We start from the raw sequence: 25,818 nt of genomic DNA, 5'->3' as shown, positions 1-25,818 counted from the left end.
TCACGGCCTCACGACAGACAGCGGTCACCGCCACGCCAGCGCTTACGCAGCCGTACCGCTGATAAAAAAGAACCCGCCGAGTGGCGGGTTCTTTTTCGGTGCCAGGCTCGCTCAGCCCTCAACCTTCGGCGTCGCCCGTCCCGGCTGCGGTGGCGAGGCAAACAGGCGCTTGAGCTTCATCGCCGGCGCTTCGATCAGGTGCCAGGACAGCGCGGCGAGGATCAGCGTCGGTACGAAGGCGATCAGCGTCAGGCCGAGCACGCCGACCTGCGGGCCGAACAGGTAGACGGTGAGCTGCTGGAACGGGAAGGCGTAGATATACAGGCCGTAGGAGAAGTCGCCGTACTTGCCGAAACGCGACACCCAGGGCAGCGGCGCGTAGGCCAGGTAGAGCACCAGGTACGGCAGCGCGACGAAGTACACCAACGGGCCGATGTCGGTGCGGAAGGTCGCCACCAGCGCGGCGAACAGCAGCGCCGCGATCCAGCCGCGCCAGGGAATGTCGTCGCGATAGAGGAACAGTGCCGAACCGCTGTAATACAGCAGACCCAGCTTGAAGATGTTCTTGATGAAGTAGGACTCGATACCCAGCTTGCCCAGCAGCCAGAAGTGCCCGACCGCCAGCACCACGATCGGCAGGAAGATCAGGCGGCGCTTGAGAAAGCCGGTCAGGCCGAGAATCATCACGCCGATGTACATCAGCACTTCCAGCGGCAACGTCCACAGCGAACCGTTGACCACATCGGGATAGATGTTGCCGGTGAACACGCCAGGCAGTTCGTAGCGCGTCACCAGCAGGATGTTCTGCAGGTAGGTCCAGGTACCGTCGGCGGCCAGATAGCGACCGAGGCTGAACTGCGTGACCATCGGTCCGATGACGAAGACCGACAGCAGCACCGCGACGATCAGCGCCGGGAAGATGCGCAGTGCACGCTTGATCAGGAAGCTTTTCGGGCTGCTGCTGGCCAGCCAGGACGAGGCGATCAGGTAGCCGCTCATGACGAAGAAGATACCGACGGCGATCGAGCCGCCCTTCTCATAGCCGGTCAGCAGCGTCAGTGGTTCGTCTTCGCGACGGCCGACCAGCGGGTAGCTATGGGCGAACAGCACCAGAGCAGCGGCGAAGAAGCGCAGGAAATCGAAGTTGTTTTCCCGGGTGTGGAAGGAACCGGTGGGATGCATGGTCTGCTCCTGACTGTCGGCAGTGGCTGGAAGCTGGAGTGCACGGGAGTGCAATGCCGGTACTGCCGGATCGGTCGCCGGAGGCGCCCTGATCATCCTTTTGTTTGTTTGCCGGCCGGCTCCAATTCGGGAAGCGCGGAAACCACAGCGCTCACCCGATCAGCCTCCTTTGTCCGGACCTGTAAGCAAATGTTCCCGAGGCAACCGACGGGCGGTAGCGGTTGCCATCGATCAGTTGGGCTGGCGCGCGGTCGACGAGCTGTTTACTGTATATATAAACAGCATTTGGCCACGACCATGACCCTGCCCATTTCCACACCACGCGGCCGCGGTACGGCGGTGAACCCGGACAACCGCTTCGCGCCCACGCGCAGCGAGGCCTACGACGATGGCTGGGAACAGGACGTCCCGCCGACCCGCGCCACCGAGGTGCGCCGCGAGATCGCCAAGTCGGTCCTGACGCGCAACCAGTCGCCGGACGTCGGTTTCGATCGCTCGGTCAATCCTTATCGCGGCTGCGAACATGGCTGCATCTACTGCTTTGCGCGGCCATCGCACGCGTACTGGGATCTTTCGCCGGGCATCGATTTCGAGACCCGGCTGATCGCCAAGACCAACCTCGCCGAACGGCTGGAGGCCGAGCTGAGCAAGCCGGGCTACGTGCCGCAGCCCATCGCCCTGGGGGTGAACACCGACGCCTATCAGCCGCTGGAGCGCGAGCAGCGGCTGACGCGCCAGGCACTGGAGATCCTGCTGCGCTTCAGGCATCCGGTGCACATCATCACCAAGGGTTCGCTGGTGCTGCGCGACCTGGACCTGCTGGTGCCGCTGGCCGAGCAGCGGCTGGTGAGCGTGTCGGTCAGCCTCACGACCCTGGACGATGAACTCAAACGCATCATGGAGCCGCGCGCAGCCTCGCCTTCGGCGCGCCTGCGGGTATTGCGTACGCTGCACGAGGCCGGCGTGCCGGTCAGCGTGATGTGCGCGCCGATGATCCCGATGATCAACGACATGGAGCTGGAGCGCCTGCTGGAAGCCGCCCGCGAAGCCGGTGCGCGTTCGGCCGGCTACGTGCTGCTGCGCCTGCCTCATGAGGTGGCCGGGCTGTTCGAGGGCTGGCTCGAGGAACACTTTGCGCAGCGCGCCGCCCATGTCATGAGCCTGGTGCGCCAGTCGCGCGGCGGCAAGGATTACGACAGCCGTTTCGGCAGCCGCATGCGCGGCGAAGGCCAGTTCGCCCAACTGCTCGCCCAGCGTTTCCAGCTGGCCTGCAAGCGGCTGGGCTTCAATCGGCGGGATCAGAATTACGGCCTGGATTGCAGCCGTTTCGTCGTGCCGGGACGGCAGATGCCGTTGCTCTGATTTCGCCGCGCCGGGATGCCAGTGCCATCATTGCGCTAGTGGGTCAATCGTCGCAAAGGCTCGTCCTAGAGCGGCTCGTTCAGTTTCAGTTAAGTCTCGCTGACTAGCCTCGAGGCAAATGTGACCAGCCAGTCACGCGGACCGCCTGCGGTCTGCGCGGCGCTGGCACGCCTTGCCCCTGCCCCAGGAGACCCAAGCCCATGCGTGAAATATTCACCGCCCGCGTCGAGCCCAGCAAAGCATCCGCCCAAGGCGGCCGGCATGCCCGAGACGAGAGCGCCGACGAATCCTTCGCCCACCTGGTCGATGGCTTTCGCCGCTTCCGTGCCGAGGTCTACCCCGAACAGCAGGCGCTGTTCGCCCGTCTGGCCAAGGCCCAGCAGCCGCGCGCGATGTTCATCACCTGCGCGGACTCGCGGATCGTTCCCGAGCTGATCACCCAGAGTTCGCCTGGCGACCTGTTCGTCACCCGCAACGTGGGCAACGTGGTGCCACCCTATGGCCAGATGAACGGCGGGGTTTCCAGCGCCATCGAGTACGCGGTGATGGCCCTCGACGTGCAACACATCATTGTCTGCGGGCATTCCGACTGCGGTGCGATGAAAGCGGTGCTCGACCCGGCCGGGCTGCAGCGCATGCCCACGGTGAAGGCCTGGCTGCGCCATTGCGAGGTGGCGCGCAGCCTGGTCGAGCAGAACTGCAGCTGCACGGCCGGCGAGGCCCTGGGCGTGCTTACCGAGGAGAACGTGGTGGCGCAGCTCGACCACCTGCGCACCCACCCTTCGGTCGCCGCCCGCCTCGCCGGCGGTCAGCTGTCGATCCATGGCTGGGTCTACTGCATCGAAACCAGCGAAATCCTCGCCTACGACGCCGGCACCGGCCGCTTCGCGCCGCTGGACGGCGACGGCCCGCTGCCGGTGGCAACGCCCGCACCGCGCTACCTGCAAGCCTGAACCAGCGGCCGCAAAGGCATTGGCTGTCACTCCCGGCGGCGCCGCTGGGCGTCGCCGCGTTGTCGAGGATTTCGAATGAATGCAGAAACGATCAAAGCAACATTGCCACGCGACCTGATGGCGTCCGTGGTGGTCTTCCTGGTGGCGCTGCCGCTGTGCATGGGCATTGCCATCGCCTCGGGCCTGCCGCCCGCCAAGGGCGTCATCACCGGTATCGTCGGCGGGCTGGTGGTGGGCTGGCTGGCCGGCGCGCCGCTGCAGGTAAGCGGCCCGGCGGCGGGTCTCACGGTGCTGGTCTTCGAACTGGTACAGCAATATGGCGCCGCGATGCTCGGCCCGATCCTGCTGCTGGCCGGCGCGCTGCAGCTGCTGGCCGGGAGGCTGAAGCTGGGTTGCTGGTTCCGCGTCACCGCGCCGGCCGTGGTCTACGGCATGCTGGCGGGCATCGGCATTCTCATCGTGCTGTCGCAGTTGCACGTGATGATGGATGCGCAGCCGGAAGCCTCCGGACTGGACAATCTCGGCGCCTTTCCCGCCGCACTGTGGGCGGCCCTGCCGTTGTCCGGCGGCAACGGCATGGCCGCCGCCTCCCTCGGCCTGCTGACCATCGCCTGCATGTGGACATGGGATCGGCTCAGGCCTCAGCGTCTGCGTCTGCTGCCCGGCGCGCTGCTCGGTGTCGCGGCGGCGACGCTGGTGGGGCTGTGGCTGGGGCTCGACGTGCGCCGTGTCGAGGTGCCGGACAACCTTGCCGACGCCATCAGCTGGCTGCAGCCGGCCGATCTGCTGGCGTTCGCCGATCCCGGCCTGCTGGTCGCGGCGCTGGCCGTGGCCTTTATCGCCAGCGCCGAAACCCTGCTGTCCGCCGCCGCGGTCGATCGCATGCACCAGGGCCCGCGTGCCGATTTCGACCGCGAGCTCACCGCGCAGGGCGTCGGCAACATGCTCTGCGGCGTGCTCGGCGCGCTGCCGATGACCGGCGTGATCGTGCGCAGCTCGGCCAATGTGCAGGCCGGCGCGCGTACACGGCTGTCGGCCATGCTGCATGCGCTCTGGCTGCTGGCAGCGGTGGTGCTGCTGGCCGCGCTGCTGGAGCAGATTCCGGTGGCGAGCCTGGCCGGTGTGCTGGTCTACACCGGGCTCAAGCTGATCGACCTGGACGCGCTGCGCCAGCTTGGCCGTTACGGCCGCATGGCCATGCTGATCCATGTCGCCACCGCGCTGACCATCGTCGCCACCGACCTGCTGACCGGCGTGCTGCTGGGCTTCGCGCTGACACTGGCGCAGCTGGCCTGGCAGGCGTCGCGACTGAAGATCGGCGTGGTGCGCGACGGACGCCGGGTCGAGCTGCGCATGCAGGGTGCGGCGACCTTTCTTCGCGTGCCGCAGCTCGCCCGCGCACTGCAGGGCGTGCCGCAGGATGCCTGGCTGCATGTACCGATGGCGCACCTGCGCTACATCGATCACGCCTGCATGGAGCTGCTGGAGGAATGGCAGCGCGCCAACCAGGCCAGCGGCGCGCGGCTGATCATCGAAGCGCGAGCGCTGACCCGGCGGGTCGAAGGCCGGCGTCGACAAGCCGCACATCTCGCCGCAGCCGCCGCCGGGAACTAATCGGGGCGGCCAAGCCCTCATCTTTCAGGCATCAACATGTGCACCTTGCAGGCAGCGCATCGGGCGAACCGGTGCGCTGCCTGCGCTTGCGGAGGATGAATTGGACGTCTTTATCGATCTGCTGCAATGGCCGGCCATGGCGGTCACGGTGATCGCCGCCTGGCTGATCGGCTCGCTGCGACCCGGCCGGCGCTTCGTCGGCTTCTGCTGTTTTCTGCTGAGCAACCTGCTCTGGGTGATCTGGGGCTGGCACGCCGAGGCCTGGGCGCTGATCGTCCTGCAGGTCTGCCTGGCGGCAATGAACATTCGTGGCGTGAAGAAGAACGACGACCCCGCACAGCCCGAGCCAGACACGCCCCGCGCTTAAATTGCGAGAGTGGGATCGCTGTCTATACTCCGAATCGTAGGCGTACCTGATTGAGTTCCGACTGCGCGTGCAAGCGTCCAGTCGGCCGCCGGGCCTTCCGGTGGTCGTGCTGGGCAGAATCGGACTGATCGAGAACGTAGCTGGCATGACGGGAATGGTTTCCCCGGCCAGCCGATTCTCGGCGGTGCGATGGCGGTCGGCGGGATAACAAGAATCATAAGGGGAACCCGCAATGTCTCGACATCCATGCATCTGGATGGGGCTTGGGCTTTCGGCAGTATTTGGCCAGGCCCAGGCGGCCTGGGACGTGAACATGCGCTCCGGCGCCACCGACGTCAGTCGGTCGGTGTTCGATCTGCACATGACCATCTTCTGGATCTGCGTGGTCATCGGCGTGCTGGTGTTCGGCGTGATGATCTATTCGATGATCGCGCACCGCCGCTCCAAGCGTCAGCAATCGGCCAACTTCCACGAAAACACCCGCGTCGAGGTGCTCTGGACGGTCATCCCGCTGCTGATCCTGGTGGGCATGGCGATCCCGGCGACGCGCACGCTGATCCACATCTACGACTCCAGCGAATCGGACGTGGATGTGCAGATCACCGGCTACCAGTGGAAGTGGCACTACAAGTATCTGGGCGAGGACGTGGAGTTCTTCAGCAACCTCACCACGCCGCGCGAGCAGATCAACAACCAGTCGCCCAAGGGCGAGCATTACCTGCTGGAAGTCGACGAGCCGCTGGTGATCCCGGCCGGTGCCAAGGTCCGCTTCCTGATCACCGCGGCGGACGTGATCCACTCCTGGTGGGTACCGGATCTGGCGGTGAAGAAGGACGCCATTCCCGGTTTCATCAATGAATCCTGGACCCGCGTCGAGCAGCCGGGGATCTACCGCGGCCAGTGCACCGAACTCTGCGGCAAGGACCACGGCTTCATGCCGGTGGTGGTGGAGGTCAAGTCGCAGGAGGATTACGCCAGCTGGCTCGGCGAGAAGAAGGCCGAGGCCGCCAAGCTGGCTGAACTGACCAGCAAGGAATGGACGCTGGAAGAGCTCTCCGAGCGCGGCCAGAAGGTCTACCAGACCGCCTGCGCCTCGTGCCACCAGGCTGGGGGCGAAGGCATCCCGCCGATGTTCCCGGCCCTCAAGGGCTCGGCCATCGCCACCGGCGACGTCGAGGCGCACATCGACATCGTCGTCAACGGCAAGCCGGGCACCGCCATGGCGGCGTTCGGCAAGCAGCTGTCAGAGGTCGATCTGGCTGCCGTCATCACCTACGAGCGCAACGCCTGGGGCAACAACACGGGCGACATGGTCACGCCGAAAGACGTGCTCGACTTCAAACAGGCCGAAGAAGCCACCCAGTAAGAGGATCAGGTGATGAGTGCAGTGATCGACGACCATGGTCATGTCGGGCATGACCACCACCACGGCCCGGCGAAGGGGCTCTCGCGCTGGCTGCTGACCACCAATCATAAGGACATCGGCTCGATGTACCTGTGGTTCAGCTTCTGCGCCTTCCTGCTCGGCGGCTCGATGGCCATGGTGATCCGCGCCGAGCTGTTCCAGCCGGGTCTGCAGATCGTGCAGCCGGAATTCTTCAACCAGATGACCACCATGCACGGCCTGATCATGGTGTTCGGCGCGGTGATGCCGGCCTTCGTCGGCCTGGCCAACTGGATGATCCCGCTGATGATCGGCGCACCGGACATGGCGCTGCCGCGGATGAACAACTTCAGTTTCTGGCTGCTGCCGGCCGCCTTCGGCCTGCTGGTCTCGACTCTGTTCATGGAAGGCGGCGGGCCGAACTTCGGCTGGACCTTCTATGCGCCGCTGTCGACGACCTACGCGCCGGAGTCGGTGACCTTCTTCATCTTCGCCATCCACCTGATGGGCATCAGCTCGATCATGGGTGCGATCAACGTGATCGCCACCATCCTCAACCTGCGCGCGCCAGGCATGACGCTGATGAAGATGCCGCTGTTCGTCTGGACCTGGCTGATCACCGCCTTCCTCTTGATCGCGGTGATGCCGGTGCTGGCGGGCGTGGTGACCATGATGCTGATGGACATCCACTTCGGCACCAGCTTCTTCAGCGCCGCCGGTGGCGGCGACCCGGTGCTGTTCCAGCACGTGTTCTGGTTCTTCGGCCATCCCGAGGTGTACATCATGATCCTGCCGGCCTTCGGCGCGGTCAGCTCGATCATCCCGGCGTTCAGCCGCAAGCCGCTGTTCGGCTACACCTCGATGGTTTACGCCACCGGCGCGATCGCCTTCCTCTCCTTCATCGTCTGGGCGCACCACATGTTCACCGTCGGCATCCCGCTGACCGGCGAGCTGTTCTTCATGTACGCCACCATGCTGATCGCCGTACCCACCGGGGTGAAGGTGTTCAACTGGGTGTCGACGATGTGGCGCGGCTCGCTGACCTTCGAGGCGCCGATGCTGTTCGCCGTGGCCTTCGTCATCCTCTTCACCATCGGCGGCTTCTCCGGGCTGATGCTGGCCATCGCCCCGGCGGACTTCCAGTACCACGACACCTACTTCGTGGTGGCGCACTTCCACTACGTGCTGGTGCCGGGGGCGATATTCGGCATCTTCGCCTCGGCCTACTACTGGCTGCCGAAGTGGACCGGGCACATGTATGACGAGACCCTGGCCAAGCTGCATTTCTGGATGAGCTTCATCGGCATGAACCTGGCGTTCTTCCCGATGCACTTCGTCGGCCTGGCCGGCATGCCGCGACGCATCCCCGACTACAACATGATGTTCGCCAACTTCAACATGGTCTCCAGCGTCGGCGCCTTCATGTTCGGCGCCACCCAGCTGCTGTTCCTGTTCATCGTCATCAAGTGCATCCGCGGCGGCGCACCCGCACCGGCCAAGCCATGGGACGGCGCAGAGGGACTGGAATGGAGCGTGCCCTCGCCGGCGCCCTACCACACCTTCCAGGTGCCGCCGGACATGAGCCATGTGCACGAGCACCGCAAGGGCACCGGCGGGGAGCTGACGCCGTGAGCATGCATCGGGGTGTGACCGGAGGTTGCCGGGCCGCCCACAACCCTCGATTGGGGAGGCTGCCATGAACGAGGCCCTGTCCACTCGGCGGCTGGTCCGCCGCCTGGTGTTCGTCGTGATCGCCATGTTCGGCTTCGGCTTCCTGCTGGTGCCGATCTACGACGTGATGTGCCAGGCCTTCGGCATCAACGGCAAGACGGCTGGCGCCTACACAGGCGTGCAGAGCGCCGACGAGGCGCGTGCGGTGCGGGTGCAGTTCCTTGCCACCAACGCCGCCGGCATGCAGTGGCAGTTCGGCCCGCAGGCCGACCAGATCAGCGTGCACCCCGGCGCCACCCAGGAGATCCGCTTCGTCGCCTACAACCCCACCGACAAGCCGATGACCGCCCAGGCGATTCCCAGCGTCTCGCCGTCACGGGCGGCCGCCTATTTCCACAAGACCGAGTGCTTCTGCTTCACCCAGCAGGTGCTGCAGCCGGGCGAGCGCATCGAGATGCCGGTGCGCTTCATCGTCGATCGCGACCTGCCCGCCGACGTGCATCACCTGACCCTCGCCTACACGCTGTTCGACATCACGTCCCGCCAGCCGCCGGTGGCCGTCAACGCCGCATCGGCCCCGGCCAAGGAGAGTCTGCAATGAGCCAACAGACCACCCACGAGCAGTACTACGTTCCCGATCAGAGCAAATGGCCGATCATCGCCACCATCGCCCTGCTGGTCACCTTCTATGGCCTGGGCAGCTGGTTCAACGACCTCAAGGCCGCCCGTGATTCGTCCAACGGGCCGCTGATCTTCTTCGCCGGGGCGCTGCTGATCGCCTACATGATGTTCGGCTGGTTCGGCGCTGTGGTGAAGGAAAGCCGCGCAGGGCTGTACAGCGCACAGATGGATCGCTCGTTCCGCTGGGGCATGAGCTGGTTCATCTTCTCGGAGGTGATGTTCTTCCTCGCCTTCTTCGGCGCGCTCTTCTATATCCGCTACTGGACCGGCCCCTGGCTCGCCGGCGAGGGCGACAAGGGCATCAGCAACATGCTCTGGCCCGGCTTCGAGTACAGCTGGCCGCTGCTGAACAACCCCGACCCGAAGCTCTACCCGGCGCCGGAGGGCACCATCAGCGCCTGGGGCCTGCCGCTGATCAACACCATCCTGCTGGTCAGCTCCAGCTTCACCCTGACCTGGGCGCACCATGCGCTGCGCAAGAACAACCGCCAGCACCTGAAGATCGGCCTGGGCCTGACCGTGCTGCTCGGCGTGGCATTCCTGATCCTGCAGATCGAGGAGTATGTGCACGCCTACACCGAACTCGGGCTGACGCTGGGCTCGGGCATCTATGGCGCGACCTTCTTCATGCTCACCGGCTTTCACGGCGCCCACGTGACCATGGGCGCGATCATCCTCACGGTGATGCTGGTGCGCATCCTGCGCGGGCACTTCAGCCCGGAGCAGCACTTCGGTTTCGAGGCGGCGGCCTGGTACTGGCACTTCGTCGACGTGGTGTGGATCGCGCTGTTCGTGTTCGTCTACGTGATCTAGGGAGCTCTCAGAAACCGAAGGCGGGGCGTAGCTGCCCCGTATAGAAACCCCAGCCGATCAGCGCGACGGTCAGCGCGCTGAGGGTGACGCGGATGAACAGGGCCGTGATCACCCGGGAGGTACGCCCCTCATCCCTGACCAGGAAGAACAACCCACTGAACAGACTGACCAGCGTGGCCACTAACAACAGAACGATCGCCGCCTTGAGCATGAGCGATTCCACGACAGGGGTATTGGGGGTGGAGTATAGCCAGCCGTATCGACGCATCAGGGTGCCGGCCATGAGCGGCTTCAGGCCGGGGCTGCTGCCGACCCTGCTGGTACTGGCCATGCTGCCGGTACTGGTGTGGCTGGGTTTCTGGCAGCTGGAACGCGGTGAGCACAAGCGCGAGCTGCTGGAGCGCCAGCAAGCCCGTCAGCAGGCCGCACCGCTGGCGCCACACGAGATCGAACAGCTGAACGATCCGGCCTTCGCCCGGGTGTTCCTGCAGGGTCGCTTCGATGCCGAGCACAGCTTCCTGCTCGACAGCCGCACCCGCGACGGCCAGGTCGGCGTCGAACTGCTGCAACCCTTCCATGACGAACTCAGCGGCCGCTGGGTAATGGTCAACCGGGGCTGGATTCCCTGGCCGGACCGCCGCGTGCCGCCGGCCTTCGACACGCCGACGCAGCCGTTGAAGCTCGCCGCCTGGGTCTACGTTCCGCCGGGCAAGCCGTTCGTCTTCAGCCATCGAGCGGCCGAGGGCTGGCCGCGGTTGATCAACCATGTGGACATCGAGGCGATGTGGCAGCAGGCGGGGCGCGAGGGGGTGATCCACGAGCTGCGCCTGGAGCCGGGTCCGAGCGCCTATCGTGCCGACTGGGCGATCACCAGCATGAGCCCGTCGCAGCACCTGGGTTACGCCGTGCAGTGGTTCGCCCTCGCAGCGGCACTGCTGGCGCTGTTCATCTATTTCGGTGTGCATCAGGCACGGGGGAAGCGCAGTGAGCACGATGAATCCAACCCTCTCCAGCGGTGAAGGGAAACGCGGACGCGGACGGCTGCAACTGCTGCTGATCATCGGCGTGGTGCTCGGCCCGATGCTGCTGGCTTCGGCCATGTACCGTTTCGGCTTCTGGGTGCCGGAAAGCCGCAGCTATGACGGCGTGCTGATCGCCAACGGCCAGGACCGTGCGGCCATCGGCGTCAGCGCTACAGCGCCCGAGCGCCGCTGGGAGCTGCTGGTCACCGCGCCGCAGGGTTGCGAGGCCCAATGCCAGCAACTGGTCTACCTGGCCCGCCAGATCAATATCGGCCTGGCCCGCGAAGCGGCCCGCGCCGGCCATGCACTGGCCAGCGCGACGGCGCTGGACGAAGCCTACGAACAGCGCCTGCGTCGCGAATACCCGCAGCTGCAACGCCATACGCTGGACGCCGCCGTCTATGCCCGCAACCCCGAGGCACCCGCCACCCCCCAACTGTGGATCGTCGACCCCCACGGCAATCTGGTGCTGCGCTACGACGTCGGCGCCGACGGCAAGGCGATTCTCGACGACCTGAAATACCTGCTGAAGATCTCGCAGATCGGCTGAGGCACTGCGCCGCTGCGCTGCGGTCCCAAACAGGCCGCCCCAAGGAGAACCCGATGGCCAGACCCGGATACCGCCTCGCCCTGATCGCCACCGCGCTGGCCGTGGTAGTCGTGCTGCTCGGTGCCTACACGCGGCTGACCCACGCTGGCCTCGGCTGCCCGGACTGGCCCGGCTGCTACGGTTTCCTCGCCGTGCCCATGAGCGAACACAAGCAGAACCTTGCCGCGCTGCGCTTTCCCGATGCACCGCTGGAGGTGCGCAAGGGCTGGAACGAGATGGTCCATCGCTATTTCGCCGGCGCCCTCGGGCTGGTGATCCTCGCCCTTGCCGTACAGGCGATACGCCGTCGCGGCCAACACGGGCAGCCGGTGAAGTTGCCGCTGCTGCTGCTCGCGGTGGTCATCGCCCAGGCAATCTTCGGCATGTGGACGGTGACCCTGCAGCTCTGGCCGCAGGTAGTCACCGCGCACCTGCTCGGCGGCTTCACCACCCTCAGCCTGCTGTTTCTGCTGTGCCTGCGACTGTCCGGCGCGCTTGCTCCCTTGCCGGCTGTGGACGGTCGTCTGCGCAGATTCGCCGGCATCGCCCTGCTCGCGGTGGTGGCGCAGATCACCCTGGGCGGTTGGGTCAGCAGCAACTATGCGGCGGTGGCCTGCACCGATTTCCCCACCTGCCACGGCGAATGGTGGCCGCGGATGGACTTCGCCAACGCCTTCAACCTGACCCATCACGACATCGGCCCCAACTACCTCGGCGGCCTGCTCTACGGCGAGGCGCGCACGGCGATCCATGTCAGCCACCGCATCGGTGCGCTGCTGGTGACGCTGGTGTTGTTGCTGCTGGCCGCCATGCTCATGCGCCGCGGCCTCGGCCGCCTGGCCGGGCTGCTCATCGCCGCGCTGGCGCTACAGGTCGGCCTGGGTATCAGCAACGTGGTGTTCAACCTGCCGCTGGCGGTGGCCGTCGCGCACAACGGCGGCGGTGCCGCGCTGCTGCTGGTGCTGGTACTGGTCAATTACCGGCTGCGTCAGCCTGCACATGCCACCCGGCAAACCGAGCCTGCATCGATTTCGAACACGACGGGGCAGCTCGATCTGCCCCGCGCATGACCACAAGGAGAACCCCAATGGCGACTCTACTCAGCGAACGCGGCGCCCAGGCCAGCTGGCGCGACTACCTGGAGCTGACCAAGCCGAAGGTGGTGCTGCTGATGCTCATCACCTCGCTGGTGGGCATGTTCCTCGCCACCCGCGCCGGTGTGCCCTGGACGGTGCTGCTGTTCGGCAACCTCGGCATCGCCCTGTGCGCCGGCGGCGCGGCGGCGGTGAACCATGTGGTGGACCGGCAGATCGATTCGGTGATGGCCCGCACCCACAAGCGGCCACTGGCCGAAGGCCGGGTCTCGCCGGCGGCGGCACTGACCTTCGCCTTCGTCCTCGGCGTCAGCGGGCTGGCCCTGCTGCTGACCTTCACCAACGCCCTCGCCGCCTGGCTGACGCTGGCCTCGCTGATCGGTTACGCGGTGATCTATACCGGCTTTCTCAAGCGCGCCACACCGCAGAACATCGTCATCGGCGGCCTGGCCGGCGCCGCGCCGCCCCTGCTCGGCTGGGTCGCGGTAACCGGCCAGGTCACCGCCGAGCCGCTGCTACTGGTGCTGATCATCTTCGCCTGGACGCCGCCGCACTTCTGGGCCCTGGCGATCCACCGCAAGGACGAGTACGCCAAGGTCAACGTGCCGATGCTGCCGGTGACCCATGGCGTGCACTACACCAAGGTGCACATCCTGCTCTACACCGCCATGCTGCTGGCGGTCAGCTTCATGCCCTTCGCCATTCACATGAGCGGCCCGCTATACCTGGCCGCCGCGGTGCTGCTGGGCGCGCGCTTCCTCTACTGGACCATCGCGCTGTACCGCGACAGCCGGCCACATGCGGCAATCAAGACGTTCAAATTCAGCATCTGGTACCTGTTCGCGCTGTTCATCGCGCTGCTGGTTGATCATTATCTGCTACTCGATTTCTAGTGGCCTGTGCGGTGAGCGGGTTGAGGCAAGTTCGGATGAACATGGCTCCGAGACAAGGCGCTGCGACGAGTCATAGCGAGCTATGGCAAGGAGCAGCAACGCAATGTCGGGGCCATGGGCGCCGAAATTGACCAACTGAGCTCACCAAACAGGCCACCAGTCGCCCAAAGGACGTTCATGACCCGCATCCAGAAAACCGTCTTCATTCTCGTGGCGCTGATCGCGCTGGTCGTCGGGCTGACGGTTTCCAAGGTGCTCAACAGCCAGCGCCAGCTCGATCCCACCCAGCTGCTGGATGCCGGCATCGTCCTGCTGCCGCAGAGCCGCCCGGTGCCGGCGCTGAGCCTGACGGATCAGGACGGCGAAGCGGTGCAGCTGGACGCGTTGAAGGGGCAATGGACGCTGCTGTTCTTCGGCTACACTTTCTGCCCGGACATCTGCCCCACCACCCTGGCCGAGCTGCGCCAGCTCAACGGCATGCTGCCGGAGACGGTGCGCGGCCAGTTGCGCACCATACTGGTCAGTGTCGATCCGGACCGCGACACGCCCGCGCAGCTCAAGGAATACCTCGGCTATTTCAACGCCGGCTTCCAGGGCCTGACCGGCCCGCTGGACGATATCCAGACCCTGGCCAACGGCGTCGGCATTCCCTTCATTCCGGGGGATACCAGCAAGGAAAACTACACCGTCGACCACAGCGGCAACCTGGTCCTGATCGGCCCGGACGGCCGCCAGCGCGGCTTTATCCGTTCGCCCTTGCGGGTGCAGAAACTGGCCGAGCAGTTGCCTGAGCTGGTCAACCGGGCGGAGTGAGAAACACGAGCCTGTTGGCCATCATGGCTCACCGACCGGATTTGCCGACGCTGCATTCCCCTTGCGTGGTTCACGCAGCGACGCGCTGATGCGTGCGCGCCGCTTGCGCCACCAGATCACCACACCGGTCACCGACAGCACCGCGATCGCCACGCCCAGCACGGCGATCAGGATGCGACCCGGCAAGCCGAGAATGCGCCCGCCGTGGATCGCCGGTTGCAGCAGGTGGAACTGCTGCCCCAGCGTGCCCTGGCCAGGAATCTCCTGGCCGAGCAGGCGCCCGTCGGTGCCGTGGAAGAACAGCCAGGCATTGCCCTGATTGCTGTCGTGCTCGCCGAAACCGGCGCCATAGAAGTTGTACTCGAAGCTGTAGTACAGCTCGGTGATCGCTTCGGTCAGGCCGAGCTCGGCGGCGTGCTGCATGGCATAGTCGTACGCCTGGTGGAAGTCGTAGGCGGTAGTGCCCAACTGCTCGGCCGGCATCCGCCCACGGGCCTCGTAGACGCTCGGCTCAACGGGCGAGAACAGTGAGACCACCGGCTTGAACACCTGCTCCGGCAGGTTCATCGCCACGCTGCTGACCGCCACTGGCGTGAGCAGCAGCCACAGCCACAGGCCGCCGGCGCGGTGCACGTCGTGGTTCATGCGCTGGCGCTTGATCTTCCAGGCCGTCCACCACTTGGAAAAGAACGGCCGGCCGCGAGGGAAGGTCAGCACCAGCGAGACGAAGCAATCGATTACCCAGGCGATCGCCACGATGCCCATCAACCACAGCCCCCAGTTGCCCGGCAGCGACAGGTTGTAATGGAACTCGAGAATGAAGGGCACGAAGTTCTTGCGCGAGAAGCAGCACTCGCCCCAATAGCGCGTCCCCACCGGCTCGCCGGTCACCGCATCGAGGTAATGCACCACGGGTCGTTCGTCATAGGGCTTGCCGGTCGCCGGATCGTCGCGCGGCACCAGCGCCATCAGCGCGGCGTGGCCGGGTTCGCTGGGAAACTCCATGTACCAGACCTGCATGCGCGGGTTGGCCTGCTCGACGCGCTCCACCAGCGTCCCCGGCGCCAGCACCGGCCCCTCACTGGTGGTGTGGTAGAACTCCGGGTTGAGCCATTCATCCAGCTCGTGATGGAAGGCCAGGATGCTGCCGGTAATGCCGGCGAGAAACAGGAAGATCGCCGTGGCCAGGCCGATGTAGCGGTGCAGGAGCACAAGAATCGAACGCATCGTCGGTTGTCCGTCTTTCAGAAAGCACAAAGCCGCCGGCCTTTGGGGACCGGCGGCGGCTCAGCGTTATCAGAAGTCGTAGGTCACGGTAGCCATGACATTGCGCGACTCGCCGTAATAGCACTGGCTCAGGCTGTTGCACGCAGCGACGTATTTTTCGTCGGTGAGGTTGTTCAGGTTCAGGCGCACGCCAACCCCCTGCAGCCCCACGCGGGACAGGTCGTAACCGAGCATCGCGTCATACAGGGTGTAGGACGGGATGCGCAGGGTGTTCTCCGCGTCCGCCCAGCTCTTGCCGAAGTAGCGCGCCCCACCGCCCACCTGAAGACCGGCCAGCGGCCCCTGATCGAAGGTGTAGTCGGTCCACAGCGAAGCCATGTTGCGCGCCACCGCATTCGGCGTGTTGCCGCGGTTGTTGACGCCAGCAGCGCCGGTGAAGTCCTTGGAGTATTCGACGTCCATGTAGGTGTAGCTGGCGATCAGGTTGACCTGCTCGATGGGCCGCAGGCGCGCTTCGACTTCCACGCCCTTCGAGGTGAGCTCACCCACTGCGCGGTAGAAGTTCTCGTTGGAGTCCTTGTTCGCCAGATTGGACTGCTTCAGGTCGAAATAGGAGATGGTGTAGAGATCGTCGGTACCCAGCGGCTGGTACTTCAGGCCTACCTCGTACTGCTCACCCTCGGTAGGTTCGAGCAGGGTGATGTCGAAGCCGCCGCTGCCGTTGGCGTTATAGGCTGCAGTGGCATTGGGGTTGAACGACTCGGAATAGCTGGCGTAGGGCGACAGGCCGTTGTCGAAGGCATAGAGCACGCCGACGCGACCGGTGAACTGCTCCAGCTTGGCGCTATCGGACTGATCGCCGTAAGTTGCATCGTTGGTGTGATCGAAGGACACATCCACCCAGTCCTGGCGCACGCCCAACGAGAAGCGCCAGTTGTCGAGGCTGATCAGGTCCTGCACATAGAGGCCGGTCTGCTCCAGCTTGCGCGTTTCGTCGTATTGGTAATAGAACACCGGGCTGCCAGCGCTAACGGCACCCGTGTAAGGATTGATCGATGACAAACCGGCGCCCGCGTCGTAATTGACCCTCGCCTTGCGCCGCTGGTAGTCGAGGCCGGTGACTAGGGTGTGGCTGAGTGCGCCGGTATCGAAGAGAAACTGCAGCTGGTTGTCGATGGTCCAGGCGTGCAGCGCTTCGTCGGCCCCGGTGTAGTAGCGCACCAGCTCATCGGAACCCGGGGCCACATAGCCGTACTGGTACACCTGCCCCGAGTCCACGGTGGAGTCCAGGTACTGGAAGTTTTGCCGCGCTGACACGACGTCGTTGAAACGATGCTCGAGCTGATAGCCGATCATCTGCTGGTCGCGCTCAAACTTCTCGTAATCCCTGTCACCCTCGAAGAAGCTGCGCGAGATGCGCTGACCGTTGTGCGACGTCACCGTGCCGTCGGCCGGCAACCCACCGTGGTAGCCGCTTTCCGGATCGCGTTGCAGCATCGCCAGCAGGGTCAGACGGGTGTCCTCGGTGAAATCGATGCTCACCGAGGGCATCACCGCATAGCGCTGCTCCTCGATGCCATCGACCTGGTTGTCGGCATCCTTGGCCACGCCCACCAGGCGATAGGCGATGCGCTCGTCGTCCAGCGGGCCGGTGAAGTCGAACGCAGCCTGCTTGTAGTCGTGGCTGCCATAGGAGAACTGCAGCTGGCGGCTGGCTTCCTTCTGCGGCTTCTTGCTGGTCATCGCCACCAGGCCACCCGGCAGGCTGCGGCCATAGAGCACCGAGGACGGTCCCTTGAGAATGTCGATGCGCTCGATGAAGTACGGATCGACCTGCAGACTGCTGTAGGTGCCGCTGTCGCCCAGCAGCTTCTGGCCGTCGAGGTAAAGGTTGTCCACCGAGCCGTCGGTGATGCCGCGCATGGCGACATAGTCGTAGCGGGTGGTGGCGCCATAGGGCGTGCTCATCAGGCCCGGCGTGTAGCGCACCGCCTGAGCGATGGAGCGCGAGCCCTGATCCTCGATCTGCTGGCGGGTGACCACCGAGACGGTTTGCGAGGTCTCTACCAGCGGCATGCTTGTCTTGGTCGCCACGCTGCTATGCGTCGCGTTGTAGCCTTCCATCGAACCCAGCGCATTGCCCAGAGCGAAGCCTTCGACGGTCATCGATTGCAGCTCGACGGCATCGCTCTGTGCCGTACGGCGGCTCAGCGAGTAGTTGCCCTGGCCGTCGCGCACGGCTTGCAGGCCGCTGCCCTGCAGCAGTGCGGCAAACCCGTCGTCGACGCCGTACTGGCCGCGCAGCCCGTTCGTTTCCAGGCCTTGCAGCAAGCTGCCGTCCACCGACAGCAGCACCCCGGCCTCGCCGGCGAAGCGGCTCAGTGCGCTGGACAGCGGGCCGGCGGGGATGTCGTAGCTGCGCACCGCCTGCTGCGTCGTCGACTGGGCGATGGCCAGGCCGGGGGCGATGCTCAGGGGCAGGCACAGTAGCGCGGCGCGGATACCCAGCGCCAGGGCACGGGAACGGTCGGGAAGGAAGGGCAAGGCGGTCGAGCGCATGGGAAGTCCTGTTCGAATGACGGGTTTCGTCCTATGCCCGGCGAGAATTCGGAAAGGGAACTGCAGATGCGAATATTTTTTATTCGCGTAAGCGTTGGCTCAGACGCCTGCCTGCTTGGGCAACGGTTCCAGGCTGACCCACCAGGCCATGCGCCGCTCGATGCGCACAGGCAACGTAGCGGCAAGGGCTTGCAGTACACGGTCGGTATCGGCCAGCGGGAACGCCCCGACCACACGCAGATCGGCGATCCGTGGATCGCAACCGAGGTAGCCGTGGCGATAGCGCGACAGTTCGGCGAGGAAGTCCTCGAGACGCTGGTTGTCGGCCAGCAGCACCCCGGTCGCCCAAGCCTGGTGCTCGGCGCGCGCAGCAGCCAGCGGCCCGACATGGCGACGGTCGAACGCAGCCTGCTGGCCGGCAGGCACGCTGGTCACGCCGAAACCCTCGAGTTGAATGTCCACGACGCCAGCGAACACGCTGAGACGCGTGCGCCCTTCCTCCTGGCGCAGCGAAAAGCGCGCGGCCTGCTCGCTGCGCACATGCCCCTCGCGACTGCTCAACACCAACGGTCGTCCGCGCCGGCTGGCGGGCGCGTCGATCAGCAGTTCGCCATGCTGCAGCGCCAGCCTCCGCTCCTTCGCGTCGGAGCGGATATCCAGCGCCGAGTCGGTGTTCAGCCAAAGCCGGGTGCCATCGGCCAAGCGCAGATCACGGACCTCACCGACGGCGGTGCGCTCATCGGCCGCCCAACGCTGCCAGGGCAGCGCACCGCCGGCGACGGTCAGGACTGCGCCACCGCAGAGCACCGAGAGCACCTTCAACGCCTGCCGCCGGGTCGACTGCCGTTGCTGCAGCATGGCCCCGGCGGCTCGGCCGATGGCGTCGCTGGTCAGCGGCTGAAACTGGCCGCTGATGCGCTCGACCTTCGCCCACGCCTGGGCGTGTTCCGGCTGCTCCAGCCATGCCGCCCACGCGCGGCGCTCGCTGGCGCTGACCGAGCCGGACTGCAGCAGGGCGAACCATTCGGCAGCCTGCTGCAACACGCGGTAGTCGCTGCCCATCAGTCCTCCGCTACCAGCATCAGGCAATGCAGCATGGCCTGCGCCATGTACTTCTTCACCATGCGCTCGGATACGCCCAATTCGGTGGCGATAGCCGCGTAGGTCATGCCGTGCAGCTGCGACATGAGGAAAGCGCTGCGCACCCTGGTGGGCAGCTGCGCCAGCATGGCATCGATCCGCAGCAGGGTTTCGACAATCAGCGCCTGGGACTCCGGCGACGGTGCCACCGGCTCCGGTTGCAGTGCCAATGCATCCAGATAGGCCTGCTCGATCTGCCGGCGGCGCCAATGGTTGATCAACAGGCCCTTGGCGATGGTGTGCAGATAGGCCCGGGGTTCGCGGATCGCAGCCATGTCGTCGTCCTTGCTCAGCACCCGCACGAAGGTGTCCTGCACGAGGTCGGCCGCACGCTGACTACAGCCGAGCTGACGGCGCAGCCAGCCATTCAACCAGCCGTGGTGATCAGCGTAGAACCGATGCAGCATCTGCTGCCGAAGCATACCTTCTGTTGCCATGCGGCCTCCCATGAGCGCTGCAGCGGTGAATGCTAACGCTTCTCAACAACATAAATCCACGGGTAACCGCTGCACGGCGCCATTCAGCCGTCGAAGGTGGATCAGGCTACCGTCTGGTTCAGGCTCGACTAGGCTGAAAAGCATCACCGAATCGGAGCTCGAACCATGACCTACCTGCCGCGCCTGGCCGCCCTCTCCCTCCTGTCGCTGACGCTGCTGCCGGCGCATGCGCAACCGAAGATCCTCCCCGGCCTGTGGGAATTCAGCAGTGGCGATATCCAGGTCGATGGCCAGCAGATGCCCGGTATGGACGCGATGCTGGAGCAGATGCAGAACCTGCCGGCGGACCAGCGGCGGATGATGGAAGAGATGCTCGCCGCCCAGGGAGTAAAGCTCGGCGGCAAGGGCGTGCAGATCTGCCTGAGCAAGGCCCAGGTCGAGGCGGACGAGTTGCCCTTCAAGGACGATCCGGCGTGCACTCAGGAAATCACCGAGCGTGGCGACAAGCTCTGGAAGTTCCGTTTCGAATGCCCCGACGCCCGTGGCCAGGGCGAGACACGCTTTATCAGCGACAAGGAGTTCGTCAGCACCGTGGACAGCGAATACCGCCAGGGCACTGAAACCGGCAGCTCACGGATTGAGTCCCATGCGCGCTGGATTGCCGACGATTGCGGCACGCTGAAGCCGGCACGCTGACTCGAGGTTCCACGTGAAACCCCCATGCCTGCTGGGCTGCGCTTATTGCGCCTGCCAACGGCCCTGACTGTTCTGCTCGCAGGCCGGTTGCAGAAAGCGCGCATCGCTGGCCACGCCGTAATAGTGAATGTCCTGCCGGTACGGCATGTTTGACACCTGAGCGTCGCGGCAGATGCCGAAGGCGCCGTCCGGGCATTGCTCGACGAACTCCACCTCGACCTGCTGGCCTTTCAGCTCCGGCTGGCAGAAGCCGCTGCGAAACAGCTCGTTGGGTATGTTGCCGTTGGCCTGGCAGAGCGTTACCGCCACCCGATCGTCATGGCTGCGGATGACGCAGGCTTCGGCCATGGCTTGCTGCGCAACGCCAGCGCTGCACAGCAGGGTCAGCAAGATCGGTAATCGCATGTCGGCATCCTCCGGAAAACGGCGCCGACTTTAGCACGCGGCGACGCTGCCTCTTTCAGCGGCGTCGCAAAATGCGCACCATAGCCGCCATGCTCGAACAGATCCCCACTCATCTGGTCGGCGGCCCGCTGGGCGCCGGCAAGACCAGCCTGATCCACCAACTGCTGACGCAAAAGCCGGCCGACGAGCGCTGGGCGGTGCTGATCAACGAATTCGGCCAGATCGGCCTGGACGCTGCGCTGCTCGGTCCTGACACGGACGGCGTGACAATGGCGGAAATTCCGGGCGGCTGCCTGTGCTGTGTCAACGGTCTGCCCTTTCAGGTCGGCCTGGCGCGCCTGCTGCGCAAGGCCCGGCCGGATCGCCTGCTGATCGAACCGTCCGGGCTGGGCCATCCAGCCGAACTGCTGCGCCAGCTGCGTCAACCACCCTGGCAGCGCGTGCTGGCGGTGCAGCCCAGCGTACTGGTGCTCGATGCCGCCGCGCTGCATCGCGGTGAGGCGCTGCCCGACAGCCAGCGGCAAGCCCTGCCCGATGCCGGCCTGTTGCTGCTGAACAAGAGCGAGGGGCTCGACGATCCAAGCCGCCAGGCGCTGGTCCGCCAGCTACCGGAGCGCCCGCTGTACTGGACGACCCAGGGCCAGCTGCCAATCGATCGACTGCCAGGCATCGGTGCACGCGCCAGCGAATCCGGGCAACCGATCAGCCTGCCGAATGGGGCGCCTGCGCTGAACCAGGTCTGGCTCGATACGAGCAAGGCGATTTGCCAGGTACAGGCGACGCCAAACGCCTGGAGCATCGGCTGGCGCTGGCACCCGAGCCAGCGACTGGACCTCGACCGTATCGCGCAATGGCTGGCGCAATGGCCCTGGCAGCGCGCCAAGCTGGTGATCCACGGCGGCAACGGCTGGCAGTCGGCCAATGCCGTCGAGGGTCAGACACTGGCGTTTCGCCCCAGCGAGTGGCGGCGCGATTCCCGACTCGAACTGATCTTCAGCGAACCGCAGGATCAGCTGGAACTGGAACGCGGCCTGCAGGCCTGCCGGATCGCCGATTGAGGCGCTCAGTCGCGCGAGCGACGCCAGTCATCGAGCTGGATCACGCGGCCCGGCTCGTCGGCCGGCCGGAACGGATGAGCCGCCAGCTCGATACGGCCGACCTGTGCCCCGAACATGACGATGCTGCCGGGATGGCGCTGCTCGCCGGTGACGGTGAACTCGAAGCCATAGATCCGCGCGAGCCTGCGGCGGCCGCGGGCATCCGGCAGCAGCGTCAGCTTGCGAAAGGCGACGTTGCCATCGAGCAGCTCGACATCCAGCTTGTCGCAATGCCGACGCACCGCCTGCAGGGCACGCTCGCGAATGCCATGGGAATGCCAGAGCCAGGCGCCTGCGGCGGCCAGCAACATGAACAGGAACAGATTACCCAGCGTCAGCATGGCGTGCGCCCGTGTGGCCAGCGGGCGCCCAGCTTAGCAGGTCGCCGCCCGGCTACCCTGTGGATGCCGTCGAACATCCGTCAGCTTTCCAGCCAGACATCGCGCGCCCAGTGCCAGACCGATTCCCAGCTCTCCTCGGTCAGCTCGCCATCGTCGCCATCCCACAGGGTGACCTGCCCATCCAGATCGACCACGTAATAGTCGCGTCCATCCTGGCAGATCGGGATGAGATCGCGCGGCACGCCGGCGTCCCAGGCGTTGGCGGCGACTTCCGGCAGATAGGTATGCGACTGCGGGTCGGTAGCGGTGACCGGCTCCAGGCGTCCATAGATGACATCGCTGACCTGCAGGAGGAATTCGCGCAGGCCGAACGGCAGGTTGATCAGCAACTGCTCCTCGATCTCCACCAGCAGATCGTCGTCCGGCAGCTCCAGCGGCACCGGAACCGGCTCGCTGAGTTCGCGCAGCTGTTCGATGACCTCTTCCATCTCCACCTCCTGTCGTAATGCCCCAGCGCCAGGCTCCGTTTATACAGCCCGCCGGATTGGCGAGCCAGTTCTGTCGGGTTAAAGTGCCTGACCGAGCAATACGCTCTGCTATTTGCGTTTCCCACTGATTCAGCGCGATCAACCGCATAGTCGCCGACATTAGGTAGCAACTTGCATTGGTGCCTGCCCGTCACCTCCGGTCCGGACGAGACCAGAACAAGGACACACACAATGAGCACTACCGAAGCCCAGGACCTGCTCGAGGCGATCGACCGATGTGCCGATGAGCCCATCCATATTCCGGGCAGCATCCAGCCGCACGGCTTCCTGCTGGTGGTCAGCGAGCCCGACTTGCGCATTCAGCAGGCCAGCGAGAACGTGCGCGACTGGCTGGACGTCGAGGCGCGTCAGCTGCTCGGGCAACCGCTGTCGGCCCTGCTGCCGATCGAGCGTATCCAGGCCGGCCTGCCGGCGCTGCAGGATGGCGATCACAACCCGTTCCACCTGAGCGACGTACAGCTCACCCTGCCGGGCGCGGGTGACCTGCTCCTGGCGCTGATGGCGCACCGGCACCAGGGCCAGCTGATCCTCGAGTTCGAGCGCGCCGGCAACTCTGGCCAGGCCTACCAGGCGCTGTATCCGTTGATGCGCACCTTCGTGTCCCGCCTGCAGGAAGCCCGCGAACTCGAAGCGCTGTGTCAGCATGCGGTCGAAGAGGTCAAGCGCATCACCGGCTTCGGGCGCGTCAAGGCATACCGTTTCGATGCCGAAGACAACGGCCTGGTCCTGGCCGAAGTCGCCAACCCCGGCTACCCGTCCTATCTGGGCCTGTGCTTCCCGGCGGCGGACATTCCGCAGCAGGCCCGGCGCCTGTACCGCGACAACCTGATTCGCGTGATCCAGGACGCCAACTACCAGCCGTCGCCCCTGGTGCCGACCCTGAATCCGACTTCCGGCACGCCACTGGACCTGAGTTTTTCCGCCTTGCGCAGCGTCTCTCCGGTGCACCTGCAGTACATGCGCAACATGGGCACGCTGGCGTCGATGTCCATTTCCATCGTCATCCGCGACCGCCTGTGGGGATTGATCTCCTGCCACGATGCCCAGCCACGGCAGGTCAGCTACCAGACCCGTACCGCCTGCGAGCTGCTCGGCCGCATCCTTGCCCTGCAGATCCAGGCCAGGGAAACCGAGACCCTGGCGCAGCGCAAGCTGCAACTGCGTCAGCAGATCGTCCACCTGCTGTCGGCCATGGCCGACCGCGACAGCGTGGTGGAGGGCTTTCGCCAGGCGCCCGAGGTGGTGCTCGGCTTCGCCAAGGCCGAAGGCGCGGCCGTGATTTCCGCTGACAACTGCGAGACCGTTGGCGATGCGCCGGACAGCGAACTGATCATGCAGCTCGCCCACTGGCTGGGCCAACGGCATGACCAGCTGGTCTTCCAGAGCGACTGCGTCAGCCGCGACATTCCGCACCTGCCCGCGCTGGCCGAGCATTGTGCCGGCGTCATGGCCATCTCCATTTCCCGGCTGCACGCCCATTATCTGATCTGGTTCCGCCGCGAGCAGGTCAAGACCGTGAACTGGGCCGGCCAGCCGGAGAAGCAGATCGATCGCATCAGCGGTGCGCTCAGCCCCCGCCACAGTTTCGAACGCTGGCAGGAGACGCTGCGCGGTTACTCGCATGCCTGGGATCAGGTCGAAATCGAAGGCGCGCTGGAGTTGCGCAACGCGGTGCTTGGCATCGTGCTGCGCAAGGCCGAGGAAATGGCCCAGCTGGCCGGCGAGCTGCGCGCCAGCAACAAGGAACTGGAGGCCTTCTCCTACAGCGTGTCCCACGACCTGCGAGCGCCACTGCGGCATATCGCCGGCTATACCGAACTGCTCGGAGAAATGGAAAGCAGCCAGCTCAGCGAGCGCGGCATGCGCTTTCTCGACAATATCGCCGACGCCGCACGTTTCGCCGGCACACTGGTCGACAACCTGCTGAGCTTCTCGCAGATGGGCCGCGCCGCCCTGCGCCTGTCGGACGTCGACCTCGGTGCGCTGGTCGCCTCGATTCGCGAGGAGCTGGCGCCGGACTGCGAGGGGCGACAGATCGAATGGCACCTGCTGCCGATGCCGATCGTCGTCGCCGATGCCGCCTTCATTCACATGGTGCTACGCAACCTCATCGACAACGCGGTGAAGTACAGCCGGACCCGCGACGTCGCGGTCATCGAGGTCGGCGCAGAACAGCGCTCGGGCGAGGTCGTGGTCTACGTGCGGGACAACGGTGTCGGCTTCGACATGCAATATGCCGGCAAGCTGTTCGGCGTATTCCAGCACCTGCATCGCATGGAAGAGTTCGAGGGCACCGGCATCGGCCTGGCCAGCGTGCGGCGCATCGTCGAGCGCCACGATGGCCGCGTGTGGGCCGAGGGCCAGCTGGACAAGGGCGCCACCTTCTATTTCGCACTGCCTAAACTGACTTACACATCGTCCCTCCTGGACCGAGACATCTGATGCTGAAACCGATACTGCTGGTGGAGGACAACCCCCACGACCTGGAACTGACGCTGATCGCCCTGGAGCGCAGCCAGCTGGCCAACGACGTGGTGGTGATGCGAGACGGCGCCGAGGCGCTGAGCTATCTGCAGCGCACCGGCGCCTACGCCGACCGCGCCGATGGAAACCCGGCCGTCCTGCTGCTGGACCTGAAACTGCCGAAGGTCGACGGACTGGAAGTGCTCAAGACCGTGCGCGAGACCACCGAGCTGCGCAGTATTCCGGTGGTCATGCTGACCTCCTCGAGGGAAGAGCCCGACCTGATGAAGGCTTACGAGCTCGGGGTGAACGCTTACGTGGTCAAACCGGTCGAATTCAAGGATTTTGTCGCCGCAATCTCCGATCTCGGCATCTTCTGGGCCGTGCTCAACGAACCGCCGCCGGGCTCCCTGCGGCTCAAGCGTGCGCGCAACAAAGAAGAAAAGAACTCATAACGAAACGGTCCG

Annotated in this window: 26 protein-coding genes; 17 read left to right on the top strand and 9 right to left on the bottom strand. The window is 65.4% G+C overall.

Annotated elements, in window-relative coordinates; genetic code table 11:
* Nucleotides 1-111: 111 nt before the first annotated feature.
* Entirely contained in the window at nt 112-1,182 is a 1,071-nt protein-coding gene (locus P5703_RS22620) for an acyltransferase family protein (RefSeq protein ID WP_011915159.1), read from the bottom strand.
* A 297-nt stretch (nt 1,183-1,479) separates the two neighbouring features.
* On the opposite strand from P5703_RS22620, the gene P5703_RS22615 reads away from it, so the two are divergent.
* From P5703_RS22615 to P5703_RS22580, 8 genes are all read left to right on the top strand, one after another.
* Nucleotides 1,480-2,544, top strand: coding sequence for a PA0069 family radical SAM protein (locus tag P5703_RS22615; RefSeq protein WP_026006531.1), 1,065 nt, complete (start codon nt 1,480-1,482; stop codon nt 2,542-2,544).
* 200 nt (nt 2,545-2,744) lie between these two features.
* Complete coding sequence (locus P5703_RS22610) at nt 2,745-3,497, top strand: carbonic anhydrase (protein WP_011915161.1); 753 nt, start codon at nt 2,745-2,747, stop codon at nt 3,495-3,497.
* A gap of 75 nt (nt 3,498-3,572) precedes the next feature.
* On the top strand, nt 3,573-5,111 hold the full coding sequence (locus tag P5703_RS22605; protein WP_239329932.1) for a SulP family inorganic anion transporter: 1,539 nt from the start codon (nt 3,573-3,575) through the stop codon (nt 5,109-5,111).
* Between the two features lie 100 nt (nt 5,112-5,211).
* Nucleotides 5,212-5,478: a hypothetical protein gene (locus P5703_RS22600; protein ID WP_013984504.1), complete on the top strand. Its 267-nt coding sequence runs from the start codon at nt 5,212-5,214 to the stop codon at nt 5,476-5,478.
* Between the two features lie 232 nt (nt 5,479-5,710).
* Entirely contained in the window at nt 5,711-6,844 is a 1,134-nt protein-coding gene (gene coxB / locus P5703_RS22595; protein WP_017244940.1) for a cytochrome c oxidase subunit II, read from the top strand.
* Between the two features lie 12 nt (nt 6,845-6,856).
* Nucleotides 6,857-8,494, top strand: coding sequence for a cytochrome c oxidase subunit I (gene ctaD, locus P5703_RS22590; protein ID WP_013984505.1), 1,638 nt, complete (start codon nt 6,857-6,859; stop codon nt 8,492-8,494).
* A 64-nt stretch (nt 8,495-8,558) separates the two neighbouring features.
* Nucleotides 8,559-9,134, top strand: coding sequence for a cytochrome c oxidase assembly protein (locus P5703_RS22585; protein WP_011915166.1), 576 nt, complete (start codon nt 8,559-8,561; stop codon nt 9,132-9,134).
* A complete protein-coding gene (locus tag P5703_RS22580) occupies nt 9,131-10,027 on the top strand; it encodes a cytochrome c oxidase subunit 3 (protein ID WP_020308373.1) in 897 nt (298 codons plus the stop codon). The genes P5703_RS22585 and P5703_RS22580 overlap by 4 nt, the downstream gene beginning before the upstream one ends.
* 7 nt (nt 10,028-10,034) lie before the next feature.
* Here the strand turns inward: P5703_RS22580 and P5703_RS22575 are convergent, their stop codons facing one another.
* Complete coding sequence (locus P5703_RS22575; protein ID WP_013984507.1) at nt 10,035-10,238, bottom strand: twin transmembrane helix small protein; 204 nt, start codon at nt 10,236-10,238, stop codon at nt 10,035-10,037.
* A gap of 70 nt (nt 10,239-10,308) precedes the next feature.
* On the opposite strand from P5703_RS22575, the gene P5703_RS22570 reads away from it, so the two are divergent.
* The 5 genes from P5703_RS22570 (at nt 10,309) to P5703_RS22550 (ending at nt 14,438) form a co-directional block, all read left to right on the top strand.
* Nucleotides 10,309-11,046 carry an SURF1 family protein gene (locus tag P5703_RS22570; protein ID WP_013984508.1) on the top strand — a complete coding sequence of 246 codons (738 nt, stop codon included), beginning with the start codon at nt 10,309-10,311 and terminating at the stop codon, nt 11,044-11,046.
* On the top strand, nt 11,021-11,599 hold the full coding sequence (locus P5703_RS22565; protein ID WP_020308372.1) for a PA_0111/PP_0108 family redox-active disulfide protein: 579 nt from the start codon (nt 11,021-11,023) through the stop codon (nt 11,597-11,599). Before P5703_RS22570 ends, P5703_RS22565 begins: the two co-directional genes overlap by 26 nt.
* Nucleotides 11,600-11,652: 53 nt before the next feature.
* The gene (locus P5703_RS22560; protein ID WP_020308371.1) at nt 11,653-12,708 is read left to right on the top strand and encodes a COX15/CtaA family protein; all 1,056 of its coding nucleotides are present in this window, start codon (nt 11,653-11,655) and stop codon (nt 12,706-12,708) included.
* Between the two features lie 17 nt (nt 12,709-12,725).
* Nucleotides 12,726-13,625, top strand: a complete 900-nt coding sequence (gene cyoE, locus P5703_RS22555; protein ID WP_011915172.1) for a heme o synthase — start codon at nt 12,726-12,728, stop codon at nt 13,623-13,625.
* 177 nt (nt 13,626-13,802) lie between these two features.
* Nucleotides 13,803-14,438 (top strand): SCO family protein, encoded by a 636-nt coding sequence (locus P5703_RS22550; RefSeq protein WP_011915173.1) that lies wholly within the window; start codon nt 13,803-13,805, stop codon nt 14,436-14,438.
* 21 nt (nt 14,439-14,459) lie between these two features.
* On the opposite strand, the gene P5703_RS22545 is transcribed toward P5703_RS22550, so the two are convergent.
* The 4 genes from P5703_RS22545 to P5703_RS22530 form a co-directional block, all read right to left on the bottom strand.
* Nucleotides 14,460-15,665 (bottom strand): PepSY-associated TM helix domain-containing protein, encoded by a 1,206-nt coding sequence (locus tag P5703_RS22545; protein WP_125871940.1) that lies wholly within the window; start codon nt 15,663-15,665, stop codon nt 14,460-14,462.
* 69 nt (nt 15,666-15,734) lie between these two features.
* Nucleotides 15,735-18,224, bottom strand: coding sequence for a TonB-dependent siderophore receptor (locus tag P5703_RS22540; RefSeq protein ID WP_285589951.1), 2,490 nt, complete (start codon nt 18,222-18,224; stop codon nt 15,735-15,737).
* Between the two features lie 99 nt (nt 18,225-18,323).
* Nucleotides 18,324-19,286, bottom strand: a complete 963-nt coding sequence (locus P5703_RS22535) for a FecR domain-containing protein (protein ID WP_020308368.1) — start codon at nt 19,284-19,286, stop codon at nt 18,324-18,326.
* A complete protein-coding gene (locus P5703_RS22530) occupies nt 19,286-19,801 on the bottom strand; it encodes a sigma-70 family RNA polymerase sigma factor (protein ID WP_285589946.1) in 516 nt (171 codons plus the stop codon). Before P5703_RS22530 ends, P5703_RS22535 begins: the two co-directional genes overlap by 1 nt.
* Nucleotides 19,802-19,966: 165 nt before the next feature.
* On the opposite strand from P5703_RS22530, the gene P5703_RS22525 reads away from it, so the two are divergent.
* Complete coding sequence (locus P5703_RS22525; RefSeq protein WP_014598134.1) at nt 19,967-20,497, top strand: DUF3617 domain-containing protein; 531 nt, start codon at nt 19,967-19,969, stop codon at nt 20,495-20,497.
* Between the two features lie 42 nt (nt 20,498-20,539).
* On the opposite strand, the gene P5703_RS22520 is transcribed toward P5703_RS22525, so the two are convergent.
* Nucleotides 20,540-20,902 (bottom strand): hypothetical protein, encoded by a 363-nt coding sequence (locus tag P5703_RS22520; RefSeq protein WP_014598135.1) that lies wholly within the window; start codon nt 20,900-20,902, stop codon nt 20,540-20,542.
* An 89-nt stretch (nt 20,903-20,991) separates the two neighbouring features.
* Here P5703_RS22520 and P5703_RS22515 point away from each other — a divergent pair, with 89 nt between their 5' ends.
* Nucleotides 20,992-21,960 (top strand): CobW family GTP-binding protein, encoded by a 969-nt coding sequence (locus P5703_RS22515; protein ID WP_472996759.1) that lies wholly within the window; start codon nt 20,992-20,994, stop codon nt 21,958-21,960.
* Between the two features lie 5 nt (nt 21,961-21,965).
* Here P5703_RS22515 and P5703_RS22510 read toward each other — a convergent pair whose 3' ends face one another.
* Together P5703_RS22510 and P5703_RS22505 are read right to left on the bottom strand one after the other, a co-directional pair.
* Nucleotides 21,966-22,340: a DUF3301 domain-containing protein gene (locus tag P5703_RS22510; RefSeq protein ID WP_011915181.1), complete on the bottom strand. Its 375-nt coding sequence runs from the start codon at nt 22,338-22,340 to the stop codon at nt 21,966-21,968.
* 80 nt (nt 22,341-22,420) lie between these two features.
* Entirely contained in the window at nt 22,421-22,828 is a 408-nt protein-coding gene (locus P5703_RS22505) for an SMI1/KNR4 family protein (RefSeq protein WP_285589936.1), read from the bottom strand.
* 231 nt (nt 22,829-23,059) lie between these two features.
* Between P5703_RS22505 and P5703_RS22500 the strand changes: the two genes are divergently transcribed.
* Together P5703_RS22500 and P5703_RS22495 are read left to right on the top strand one after the other, a co-directional pair.
* Nucleotides 23,060-25,330: an ATP-binding protein gene (locus P5703_RS22500; RefSeq protein ID WP_285589933.1), complete on the top strand. Its 2,271-nt coding sequence runs from the start codon at nt 23,060-23,062 to the stop codon at nt 25,328-25,330.
* On the top strand, nt 25,330-25,806 hold the full coding sequence (locus P5703_RS22495) for a response regulator (RefSeq protein ID WP_013984520.1): 477 nt from the start codon (nt 25,330-25,332) through the stop codon (nt 25,804-25,806). The genes P5703_RS22500 and P5703_RS22495 overlap by 1 nt, the downstream gene beginning before the upstream one ends.
* The last annotated feature ends 12 nt before the right edge of the window (nt 25,807-25,818 follow it).

This window comes from Stutzerimonas sp. FeSN7, from assembly GCF_030263795.1.
Classification (GTDB): domain Bacteria; phylum Pseudomonadota; class Gammaproteobacteria; order Pseudomonadales; family Pseudomonadaceae; genus Stutzerimonas; species Stutzerimonas stutzeri.
The sequence above is the reverse complement of the archived record's forward strand: the minus strand, read 5'-3'. Positions and strand labels throughout refer to the sequence as shown.